This is a genomic window from Ligilactobacillus apodemi DSM 16634 = JCM 16172 (assembly GCF_001434405.1).
Classification (GTDB): Bacteria; Bacillota; Bacilli; order Lactobacillales; family Lactobacillaceae; genus Ligilactobacillus; species Ligilactobacillus apodemi.
Map to the genome: position 1 here is coordinate 25619 of NZ_AZFT01000002.1, position 11336 is coordinate 36954.

Annotated in this window: 10 protein-coding genes; 4 read left to right on the forward strand and 6 right to left on the reverse strand. The window is 39.7% G+C overall.

Going from position 1 to position 11336, the window contains the following annotated elements:
* On the forward strand, window positions 1-1494 hold the full coding sequence (locus tag FC32_RS00455; protein ID WP_082587116.1) for a subtype B tannase: 1494 nt from the start codon (window positions 1-3) through the stop codon (window positions 1492-1494).
* 43 nt (window positions 1495-1537) lie between these two features.
* Here FC32_RS00455 and cysK read toward each other — a convergent pair whose 3' ends face one another.
* Entirely contained in the window at window positions 1538-2461 is a 924-nt protein-coding gene (gene cysK, locus FC32_RS00460; protein WP_025087249.1) for a cysteine synthase A, read from the reverse strand.
* Between the two features lie 16 nt (window positions 2462-2477).
* On the reverse strand, window positions 2478-3308 hold the full coding sequence (locus FC32_RS00465) for a homoserine O-acetyltransferase/O-succinyltransferase family protein (protein WP_025087248.1): 831 nt from the start codon (window positions 3306-3308) through the stop codon (window positions 2478-2480).
* 144 nt (window positions 3309-3452) lie between these two features.
* Here FC32_RS00465 and pepF point away from each other — a divergent pair, with 144 nt between their 5' ends.
* On the forward strand, window positions 3453-5252 hold the full coding sequence (gene pepF, locus FC32_RS00470) for an oligoendopeptidase F (protein ID WP_025087247.1): 1800 nt from the start codon (window positions 3453-3455) through the stop codon (window positions 5250-5252).
* A 586-nt stretch (window positions 5253-5838) separates the two neighbouring features.
* Here pepF and FC32_RS00475 read toward each other — a convergent pair.
* Window positions 5839-6366 carry a hypothetical protein gene (locus FC32_RS00475; protein WP_025087246.1) on the reverse strand — a complete coding sequence of 176 codons (528 nt, stop codon included), beginning with the start codon at window positions 6364-6366 and terminating at the stop codon, window positions 5839-5841.
* A gap of 400 nt (window positions 6367-6766) precedes the next feature.
* Here FC32_RS00475 and FC32_RS00480 point away from each other — a divergent pair, with 400 nt between their 5' ends.
* On the forward strand, window positions 6767-7561 hold the full coding sequence (locus FC32_RS00480) for an SDR family NAD(P)-dependent oxidoreductase (protein WP_056957181.1): 795 nt from the start codon (window positions 6767-6769) through the stop codon (window positions 7559-7561).
* 14 nt (window positions 7562-7575) lie between these two features.
* On the forward strand, window positions 7576-8559 hold the full coding sequence (locus FC32_RS00485; RefSeq protein ID WP_025087245.1) for a helix-turn-helix transcriptional regulator: 984 nt from the start codon (window positions 7576-7578) through the stop codon (window positions 8557-8559).
* Window positions 8560-8634: 75 nt separating this feature from the next.
* On the opposite strand, the gene FC32_RS00490 is transcribed toward FC32_RS00485, so the two are convergent.
* The 3 genes from FC32_RS00490 to FC32_RS00500 all read right to left on the reverse strand — a co-directional run bounded on the left by FC32_RS00490 (window position 8635) and on the right by FC32_RS00500 (window position 10683).
* Complete coding sequence (locus FC32_RS00490) at window positions 8635-9300, reverse strand: hypothetical protein (RefSeq protein WP_025087244.1); 666 nt, start codon at window positions 9298-9300, stop codon at window positions 8635-8637.
* A 121-nt stretch (window positions 9301-9421) separates the two neighbouring features.
* Window positions 9422-10360, reverse strand: coding sequence for a ferrochelatase (gene hemH, locus FC32_RS00495; protein WP_056957182.1), 939 nt, complete (start codon window positions 10358-10360; stop codon window positions 9422-9424).
* 41 nt (window positions 10361-10401) lie between these two features.
* Window positions 10402-10683, reverse strand: a complete 282-nt coding sequence (locus FC32_RS00500; protein WP_025087243.1) for a hypothetical protein — start codon at window positions 10681-10683, stop codon at window positions 10402-10404.
* Between the last annotated feature and the right edge of the window lie 653 nt (window positions 10684-11336).

An 11336-nucleotide genomic window follows, 5' to 3' on the forward strand; every position in this document is an offset into this window, starting at 1 on the left:
ATGTCAGTTAAGTTAAACATACCAACCGAATATACTCTTAAAACTTGTGAACTTGATGAACGTAAAGTTACTTACCGTGCCTTTGAAAATCTCTGGTACTGTGAAAAGCCCGTTGATCCGATCCAAAAATTAAGTATCTATGTCCCAGAAGCATACTATCATGCTGAAAAAATCGGCCCTTACGACCAACATACCGCTCCAATCTTTATGCCTAATACCGTTGGTGGTTACTTGCCCGGCCCGATCGATGAACCAGGGATAGATAAGCGCTCCAAACAAGCTAATTCGATCTTTCAAGCCTTAGAACATGGCTATGTAGTCGTTAGTGTCGGTGTGCGCGGACGAACCTCCGGGAAAAAGACGACTGATTTTTTTGTCGGCAGTAAAGAAGGTGATCTTGGCACAGAAACAGGAAAAATGGTCGGCCGTGCCCCAGCATTTATCGTCGACTATAAGGCTGCGATCCGCTATCTTCGTTATCTTCAAGGTACAATTCCAGGTGATACTGATCGCATTATTACCAATGGTACGAGTGCTGGTGGTGCCCTTTCAGCCCTTGCTGGTGCCAGTGGAAATAGTCCAGATTTTACCCCTTATCTGGCTCAAATCGGCGCGGTAAATGAGCGCGATGATATTTTTGCTGCAAGCTGTTATTGCCCGATCCATAACTTAGAAAATGCTGATAGTGCCTATGAATGGCTCTTTGCCGGTCAAAATGATTATTACCGCACTAAGCATCAACGCACCGAACATGGGATCATTCGCGTCCCCGATACCGGACATATGACCCCGTCACAGATCAAGTTGTCTCATGAATTAAAAGCTTTATTCCCCAGCTATCTTAATCAACTTGGCTTAACGGATGACAAAGGAACAAAATTGACGCTAAATAAGCAAGGTGAAGGGCCTTTCAAAGACTTCGTAAAAGAACAATTGCTGCGTTCGGCTAACCAAGAGTTACAGACGCATGAAAATGAAACTACGCGCCAAAACTGGCTGACTAATGGTAGTCAAGTCGAACAACAACCTTATCTCACATTCACTGCTGGAAAAGTGACTGCACTAAACTGGGATGAATTTGTCAAAAAAATCACGCGGATGAAAGCGACCCCTGCTTTTGATGCGTTAGATCTAAGTAGTCCTGAAAATGAAGAATTTGGGGATGAAACCGTAGAACGGCGTCACTTCACTCCATTTTCGTTACAGCATAGCAGTGTATCTAATTCAGAGCTAGCCGATGAAAAAATCATCAAAACTTTGAATCCAGTGAGTTACATTTGCGAAGGGACGGCAACGATCGCTAAACATTGGCGCATCCGACACGGTTCTTTTGATCGTGACACTTCCCTTGCGATCCCGCTCATTTTAGCGCTACTGCTAAAAAATAAGGGGTATGACGTCGATTTTGAAATTCCTTGGGGTATCAATCATGCCGGCGATTATGATCTAGCAGAACTCTTTAGTTGGATCGATGAAATTTGCGCCCCAGCATAATAAAAGACCGCTTGAATTAAGAAAATTCAAGCGGTCTTTTATTTTAGCCTTCAAATAATTCAGTTGAAAGGTAACGTTCACCATTATCTGGCGCTACGGTCAAGACTTTCTTGCCCTTACCTAATTTCTTCGCCAATTCAAGGGCACCATAAATGTTAGCCCCAGCTGAGATCCCTGGTAAGAAGCCTTCATTTTGCCCAACTTTACGAGCTGTTTCAAGTGCTTTTTGACTTGGCACTTCAACTACTCCATCGTAAAGTTTCGTATCCAAGATCGAAGGGACAAAACCAGCCGAAATCCCTTGGATCTTGTGCTTACCACCCTTACCTTCTTTTAAGATCGGGGATTCACTTGGTTCAAGCGCATAAATCTTGATATCTGGTTTCTTTGCCCGTAAAGCATGACCGATCCCAGTCAAAGTACCACCTGTCCCAACTCCAGCAACAAAGGCATCCGGTAAGTCTTCACCAAAGGCGGCTAGGATCTCTTGTCCCGTTGTCTTTTCATGGATCAAAGCGTTGGCTGGATTGTCAAATTGCATTGGTAAGAAATAGCCGTTTTCTTTGGCTAATTGCTTAGCTAACGCGATCGCACCACCCATGCCATCAGCACCTGGGGTCAACAACAATTCGGCGCCGTAACCTTGCATCAACTTACGCCGTTCGATACTCATCGTTTCTGGCATCGTAATGATCAAACGATAGCCTTTAGCGGCAGCCACAGCGGCTAACCCGATCCCAGTATTGCCTGAAGTAGGTTCGATGATCGTGCCACCTGGGGTCAATTTGCCAGCTTTTTCAGCTGCTTGAACCATTGCTAAAGCCACCCGGTCTTTGACTGAACCAGCCGGATTGAAAAACTCTAATTTGACATATACATCAGCGGCATCCGCTGGAACAACGTGGTTTAATTTTACGATTGGAGTGTTGCCGATCATATCTAAGATAGAATCATATACTTTACTCATAATTAGTTACCCCCTGTTAATTTTTGATCAGTTCTCGTTCTTTTTGGTTACAAGCTATTTGTTGAAGCCAATTTTTAAAAAAGATCTTTTGGATCAAATACCACGAAAATTGTGGTTCATCAGCGACATAATAATTTTCAGGTCGTGCCACTTGCGATTTTTGGTCGACAGAAGCTGCGTCCACTTCGCGCTCATATTCTTTTTTCAATGCTTGTCGCCCATATTCTAAATGTGAAAAGAGAAACGCTTGGTGTTTGGCGGGTGCCTCTAGTAAAAAGGCCTCACCATTAGCAGAAATTGCGTCAAGTTTTAACTCAGGTACATTTTGGACCTGAGCAAGATCAATGTCAGCATAGCGTGCATGTGGCGCTAAAAAACCACTGAGAATCCCTTTTAACAGTGGTGTTTGGCGTAAGATCTTTTGGGGGTAGATCCCAAAGATCTTTTGCGGTAATAACTTTTTACCTACCCCGTAAAAATAATCAGCGGCAGCCATTGCGCCCCAACAGACGTATAGCTGTTCAAGCTGGTTACGTTCCAAACACTCAAACAGTTCCTGCAATTCATTGATATAGGTTATCTCTGTAAAAGATAATTTTTCGATCGGCGCTCCCGTCACGATAAAAGCATCCATTTGCTTAACTAGCTCTAAGTCTAGTGGGCGTGATATCTGAGCGACCTCTTTGGGTACGACACGATTTTGATAGTGATCTTTTGGATAAAAGAAAGTTAGTTCAACTTGATATTTATCACTTTGTAATACATTTTCAAAACGTCTCTTCGTGTCTAACTTATCGTGCATTAGATTCAATACCCCGATCCGTAAGACATTTTCAGGCGTACGCATGACTACCATCCTTTCCGATATATTTACAGGCAAGTATTTTTACTTGTTTTCTGTAAGTTAGATTATACACTAGGTAATGATAAATAACAATTTGCGGCTTATTATGCTATAATTTCAAAAAACAAATTCAAGGGGGAATTTTTTATGGCATTACCATCACGAAAAGAGGTACCAACAGACTTAACTTGGGACTTGAGCGCTCTTTATCCCAATGACGCAGCTTGGGAACGTGATCTCACTAAACTCGCAACTGAAGTTTCAAAATTTCAAACTGATTTCACAGACCAACTCACTACCCCAGAACAATTAGTTGCTGCGCTCACAGCTTTAGAAGCGATCGAACAAAAGGCAACTTTTATTGAACATTATGCCTTCCTACAACAGGCAACCGACATGACCGATCCACATTACAATGAACTTTTGACTAAAGCCGACCAAGCTTTAGCTCAAAAAGACGCCAAACTTGCCTTTTTTACTATCCAAGCGGCCAATAATTCGGCTGAGACCTTAGAAAAAGTCATTCAATTAGCCCCACGTTTTGCGTCAGTCATCCGCCATCTCAAACAAGATAAAAAAAGCCTTTTGGCACCACAAACAGAAGCAACTTTAGCGTTACTCTCACCTACACTAAACGCTCCAGAAAACATTTATACTACTGCCCGTGCTGCTGATATGGAGTTTTTAGACTTTGAAGTTGACGGCAAAACTTACCCAATGTCGTTTGTCTTATACGAAAATACCTACCAATATCATCCCAATAAAGAAGTTCGCCACCGCGCCTTCAATGCTTTTTCGCAGACGTTAAAAAAATATCAAGACACGCTGGCAGCGACCTATTACACCAAAGTAGCTAGTGAAAAGACATTGGCGACTTTACGGGGCTATGATTCGGTATTTGACTATCTCCTTTCCAAACAAAAAGTCAGTTGTGAACTGTTTGACCGCCAGATCGATCTGATCTTAAATGAGCTCGGACCGGTCATGCAACAATATGCGCGCTTGATCCAACAAGCTCACGGACTAGAACAGATGACTTTTGCTGACTTACAGATCGATCTAGATCCCGACTTTTCACCTAAAGTTGCCTTGGCTGATGCCCCTAGTTATATCAAAGAGGCCGTCGCACCACTAGGCAAAAACTACCAAGACATGGTCATGGAAGCTTTTCCTAAGCGTTGGGTCGATTTTGCCTTAAATGCCGGCAAAGAAACGGGGGGCTTTGAAACTACCCCTTATAACGCCCACCCTTACATCTTGATGTCATGGACCAATGAACTCGCCGATGTTTATACGTTAGTTCACGAGTTAGGCCATGCCGGGCAAGCTATTTTGACCATGCAAAATAACTCGATCTTAGGCTGTGACCCTTCGATGTATCTGATCGAAGCACCATCCACTTTCAACGAATTGTTGTTGACACATTCTTTGACCGCTAAGACCGCTGATCCGCGCACTAAACGCTTCGCTTACACTAAGATGTTAACTAACACGTTTTACCATAATTTCGTGACTCATTTACTTGAAGCCGCCTTTCAAAGAGAAGTTTACCAATTGGTCGATCAAGGTAAGACCTTTGACGGAGCTAAACTTTGCTCCATAAAAAAACAAGTCTTACAAAAATTTTGGGGCGATGCCGTTGTGATCGATGACCGTGCGGCTTTGACTTGGATGCGACAATCACACTATTACATGGGACTTTATTCTTACACTTATTCAGCAGGCTTAACAATCGCCACACAAGCCTTTTTGAAATTACTCGCTGAGCCACAAAAAGAAGTTGCTGCTTGGGTTGATTTCTTAAAACTAGGTGACCAACTACCACCACTTGAAGCAGCTAAAGTTGCTGGGGTTGATATTTCCACGGAAACACCGTTAAAAAATACGATCGCCTTTTTAGCGCAAACAGTTGAACAAATCAAAGAATTGAGCACACAGCTCGACTAAACGTTTCATGTGAAACAAATAAACAGTGATATAAGTTTCTGTGTTAAAAGAAGACTATTCGAATTTTTTTGAAAAATTCGAATAGTCTTCTTTTTATTATTTGATGGTATTTTAAATTATTAGTGAATATTTTTCATCCGTTTATATCCATACGCATAGCGCTTAAAGCTAATACGATCATTATTTGAATCTACATAGTAATTCATCTTCAGCATCATAATACTTATTCATCACTTTGCGTTCATCCGATCTTCAACACTAGGTTTCTTCATTATTTTGGGAAAAATGTAAAAAGAGACCGTAATACAAGTCTCTAAAAAACCATACCACAGTCTCTTTTATAAAATCGTTATGAAGTAGCGATGTTTGTTGTCTTACTGTTTATATAAATTGAATTATCATAGATTATCCTTTTTTACGTCTATTGCTTGGAAGTACGAAATAGGATACTATAATTATTCCCCAAACAACAAATGATATCCAGCCACTTTTTATAGAATTAATCAATAAAAAGCAACACTACACAAAGTATAGTAATAACTAATTTGTCATAATTCCTATTAATCCACTTCATAATTATCACCTTCTACTGAAATCCAAATGCGCCGACTGATCTAGTGATATAATTGTAGTCAAACCAAATTCCATGAGGTGAATTTTGCATTGCAACGCCTAAAGTTGCCATCACTCCAGCAGCAATCTTATGTGGAATCCAAATTCCCATTGTTTTCAAATCTTGTTTAGATATGAAGACTCTAGCATAATTCCACTTAAAAACTACTGTTGTAATACCAGCTTTTCTAAAATAAAATTGATTTAGATTATAAAACTCGCCATTATTTTCTACAATAAGAACTGTGTCCATTTTATCATTTTGATTTAACGACTTATTTAATTGCTGATTAGCCAAATCAACTTTACTATTAACTTCTTCAACTTCTTGACTATTGAGTTCATTATTAATTTCTGGTGCAACGTAGAATTTCTTTTCTACTTCAGAGTACTTAACATACTTATCGGCAATTTGTTCAATTTCTTCTGAGCTTCTGGTTGCAGTATCGGCATTAGCCACATTACTACCCCATGTCACAAAACCAATGAATAACATAACCATTGCAACAGCCCGCTTAGCAAGCGTTTACACACATATTGTAGCAAAGGCTTATGTTTTGCGCAATATTTTCAAAAAGAGAAGTATTACATACTATTTAAATATAACTATCACATAAATTCTATCTCTCTACTAACTATTTATCCGCAAAAGAGAAAAATAGTACGAAATTTAGCATTAGACTATGGTTCTTTATTTGGCATTAGCCATAATTGTTATAAAGTTGAAATAGCTTGTTTTAAGCCTTACTCCCAGATATAGGAGGCTTCCACAAACATTTTTTACGAAAAAAGTGGCGTTATTTGATATTTGATTGGCATCATATGATGTTACTTTTTATCTTGTCCACTATATAATTTAGCCAACAACGAACATAAGCTAAATTTTTAGGGAGGAATTTTTTATGGCAAACAAAACTGCTTTGATCACTGGTGCTACTGGCGGCTTAGGGATGGAATTCGTTAAACTCCATGCCAAAAATGGTGATAATTTGGTCTTAGTCGGACGAAATCCGCAAAAACTGGCCCAACTTGAAGAAACTATCACACAACGCTACCAAGTCGACGTCCTAACTATTGCAGTCGACTTTGCTCAATTCGATGCGGCGGAACAAATTTTTGCCAAATTACAAGAAACTAAGACGACTAAAATCGACTACTTGATCAATAACGCCGGTTTAGGTGGGTTAGGAACCTTTATTGAAAGGACAAGTGAACAAGATATCAATATGGCCACGGTGAATATGATCACCCCAACTAAGTTGCTCAAACTGATCTTGCCCCAAATGGTAGAGCGAGAACAAGGTCATATTTTAAATGTTTCATCAGCAGCAGCTTTGATCCCCGGACCATTGCAGGCAGAATACTTCGCTACTAAAGCGTATTTAACCTCATTAAGTAACGCCTTGTGGTACGAACTAAAAGATACTGGCGTAACCGTGACTGCCTTGATGCCTGGTGCCATGGATACCGGTTTTATCGAGGCAGGTGGCCTAACTGGTACCAAAATATTTGCCAATGCTGGTAGTCCTAAAAAAGTTGCCGCAAAAGCTTATCAAGCGATGTTAGCTGGCAAATTGAATGTCTTTGCGGGCTTTTCTAATTGGCAAACACCCTTTGTCGGCATGATGCCTCTAGTACCTAAAAAGCAAATGATGAGTTTTATCGCTGATATCCAGTCTAAAGATCAGCCAAAATAGGATAGGTGAGCTTAGTGGAAAAATTTATGATTGATGGCCAATATGAAAAACTATTAGTGGCTAACCAGCTAGATCCTAAAAAAGTGCTCCAAATCGCAAAGCTACCGCGCGATACTTTTGCTCATCAGCACTTAAAACTAACAGAACAAGAGTATTTTGCGCTGATCAATGCCATTGAAACCTTAGCAAACGACCCTCTTTTTGCGACCAAATTAGTTGCTAGCGATGACATCGAAACTTTTTCACCCCCTATTTTTGCTGCTTACTGTAGCAAAAACGGCTATCAGTTTCTCAAAAGACTTGCTCAGTATAAAAAATTGATCGGTCCTGTTATCTATGAGCTCACCTCACAGCAAGATGTTGTAACGGTCACATTGACTACCTTTAGTGCTAAAGAAATTTTGCCCCCATTCTTTGTTAAAAGTGAATTTGCTTTTATGATGCACCTGATTTCAAGTGCAACTAATCAAAAAATCAAGCCGGTAAAAATCACCGCAACTTTCCAAGATGATAGTGTTGCGCTCATCGAGTATTACGGCGTTCACTTTGAGTTTGCTTCTAGCAATACGATCACCTTTAAACTAACTGATCTCTTGTTTCCTTTTACCACAGAAAACACCTCCATGCTTGAATACCTCGAACCCGAATTGAAAAAGAAACTCGCCGAGCTAGCCGTTGATGAGTCATACGCCAAACGAGTCCGCACTGCACTAGTTGAACTCTTACCCCGAGGAAAAGCTGCAATTGGAGCTATCGCCCAGTCACTTGGAGTCAGCAAGCGAACTTTACAGCGAAAATTAAAAAGTGAAAACACTAGCTTTCAACAGCAATTAACTGCCACACGCGAAATGTTAGCTAAAAACTATCTCTTAAATGACACGCTAACTCCTGATGATATCGCTTTTCTCTTAGCCTACCAAGAAACCAATTCATTTCTGCGAGCCTTTAATGCTTGGACGGGCATGAGTGCTCAAAAATACCGGCAAGAAAAAAGCTGAACCATTGACCAACATGAACCCCCACCACAAAAAGATGTTACAAAAGCTAGCCACAACTTTTGTCACGTCTTTTTATTATCTGTTACTCATGCTAAAATACGCACTCATCGAATTATAGTCTTTTTGGGTAATTGCCGTTAAGGTCATAAAAACTAGCAACTGCCCTAAGATCTTGACCACTTCATTTGGGGTCAGCCGTTCAGGTGTTAACGGCCGTTCATCAGCATCGACCAACTGGTAATACGCCACGTCGCGGTAAGAAAAAACGCCTAAAGTAAAAAATGTCATCGTCGCCAAAGCTTCTTTTTTAGGGTCCTTTATACTGTCATTGACCATGATCGTCAGTTTAGCGGTCGGTTCGACCCAGATCTCTTGGCTAGCAAATAATTCATCTAAGCCACAAAAAGTTAACCGTGGCTTTGGTTTTGCAGGTAAAGCGTTTAGTTCGTGCTTTAATTCCCACAATTTTTGCTTAAAAATGCGTAAAACTTGTTCATCACCTAAGCGCGTATTATCCGACAGGTAAAGTCCATCTGAAGCTAACGAAACGGGATAGTACATACAACCAGAAACCATTTTTTTGCCCGTCCATAACCGCTTATCCGTTAACAAGTTGCCATACTCAGGATACCGTACTTGTGCTTGCCGCAATGTTTTACCAAAATTTCCGATCAAATTAAGTGCCATCCCCGTGATATTTTGGTCATTTAAATACATCGTTACAAAATCTTTGACCTTCATAAGCCCCACCTCTTTTTATTTTTCACCTTGATAATAGCATACATTTCGGGTTAACGGAACATTTTATTAGGCGCACCTAATTTAGATAAAAAAATAAAAATCAACCACTTAAGGCTGATTTTTATTTAACTAAATCATTTAATAAAGCGATAAATTGCGGGTCATCGTTTAAGCATGGCACCACATCAAAGAGCTCGCCACCAGCTTTAGTAAAGACTTCCGCATTTTCGATCTCTAACTCATGTAAAGTTTCTAAACAGTCAGAGACAAACGAAGGTGAAACAACTAAGATCTTCTTAGTCCCTTGTTTTGGTAATTCAGCGATCGTCTGATCAAATGCTGGCGTCAACCATTCAGCTGGACCAAATTTCGATTGGTAAGTGTGGAGCATCTCTACTTCTGGCAAACGTTCTTTTAACGCTGCCGTCGTTTCTTGACACTGTTGTTCATACGGATCGCCCTTATCAACGTAGCTCTTAGGAATCCCATGATAAGAGATCACCAATTTATCATAAGCTTTTTGATCCCATTTTTCCTTGATTTTACTTGCTAATAAGTCTAAGTAGGCTTCCTTTTCATAAAACGAAGTCACGAATCTTAAGTTTGGCACATAAGTCCGGCGGTGAAAGAATTTCAAGACAGCATCATTGACCGAGCCTACCGTCGTTGTTGAATATTGAGGATAAAGCGCAATGATCCGCAGATCGGTGATCTTTTCAGCTTCAAACTCGGCCAAAACATGTGGAATACTTGGTTCGCTGTAACTAAAGGCATATTTGACACTGGTGTCAGGATTGAGCGCTTGTAATAAGTCACGTTGCCGTTCAGTATAATATTTTAAAGGTGAACCATATTCATCTGACCAGATCTCTTGGTAAAGAGCCGCAGATTTTTGCGGACGCTTAGGCAAGATCATTAACTCTAAAATTGGCTTCCAAATAATATCTGGCGTGTCGATCACGCGTTTATCACCTAAGAATTTGCGCAAGTAAGGGCGCAAATGTTTGGCATCTGGCTGTTCTGGCGTACCTAAATTGATCAGTAAAATTCCTTTTTTCATCTTCTATCCTCATTATTCATTATTTTACACACATTAACTTCCTAGCGATTCATTCCATCTAAATGTTTTTCATATAATACTTGTGCGATCGAACTTGGTAAAATTTTTTGTTCGACTAAAAAATCTAAATAACCTTTAAAATCTGCATCCCCGTTTGTCTGCGGTAATAAATCCGTTTTCAGTTTATCGATCCGTTTTTTTAATACAAAATAAGACATCCCCGTCATATTTGATAGCTTGGACAACTTAAAATCTGCATCAGCTAATTGATACAACAAACTAACGTCATCTTGATCTAAAAGATCATACCATTTTTTTGTCACAATGATCCCCTTCTTCATCAAAAAAAATAGTAGCACTTACATTTCATAACCATTATATACTAGCTAATCGTCAAAAAGTGATTCTAAAGCATTTCTTAGGCAATTATAATCTCTAAAATTTATACATATTCAATAAAATTCAAATAAATTTGATTTTTTTTAAACAATATAAAATTTATTTTTCTTTTAAAATAAGGTTTTCCTTATCAAAGCATATTTATATTAAAAGTCAATAGCCATTATTTATTTTTGGGGGTATATACTTACATCGTTGAGTGATAACTGTTCTCCATTATAGGCAAAATGACGGTAAAATCTCAACTATCCATAATAAAAGAGGTGATGATCCGTTGCTGTTTCGGTTAGGTAACGTAAGCCATAACTCCATTAGTGGCTTGCTAACCCACATTCACTATCCTGACAGCCGGCCTACTGATCAACTGGATGGAGTAGATTCCCTAACAACATCCTGCTTAACTTTAGCTACTTTTCCCAGCGGTCAGTTTGTTTCATTGATCTCACTCTCTAACTAATAATTGCCAAAAGACGACAAGCAAGACTACCCCCTTGCTTGTCGTCTTTTGTTAGCGCGTTTTTTGCACAGTTAACAGCTTATTTTTGAAATGAGCTCGGACAACTATTTCTCATATCCT

Bases quoted from the DNA above. Each gene is read 5' to 3' on its own strand.
- FC32_RS00480 (WP_056957181.1), top strand. From the start codon at position 6,767: ATGGCAAACAAAACTGCTTTGATCACTGGTGCTACTGGCGGCTTAGGG.
- cysK (WP_025087249.1), bottom strand. From the start codon at position 2,461: ATGAGTAAAGTATATGATTCTATCTTAGATATGATCGGCAACACTCCA.
- FC32_RS00455 (WP_082587116.1), top strand. From the start codon at position 1: ATGTCAGTTAAGTTAAACATACCAACCGAATATACTCTTAAAACTTGT.
- FC32_RS00475 (WP_025087246.1), bottom strand. From the start codon at position 6,366: ATGGTTATGTTATTCATTGGTTTTGTGACATGGGGTAGTAATGTGGCT.
- pepF (WP_025087247.1), top strand. From the start codon at position 3,453: ATGGCATTACCATCACGAAAAGAGGTACCAACAGACTTAACTTGGGAC.
- FC32_RS00490 (WP_025087244.1), bottom strand. From the start codon at position 9,300: ATGAAGGTCAAAGATTTTGTAACGATGTATTTAAATGACCAAAATATC.
- hemH (WP_056957182.1), bottom strand. From the start codon at position 10,360: ATGAAAAAAGGAATTTTACTGATCAATTTAGGTACGCCAGAACAGCCA.
- FC32_RS00465 (WP_025087248.1), bottom strand. From the start codon at position 3,308: ATGCGTACGCCTGAAAATGTCTTACGGATCGGGGTATTGAATCTAATG.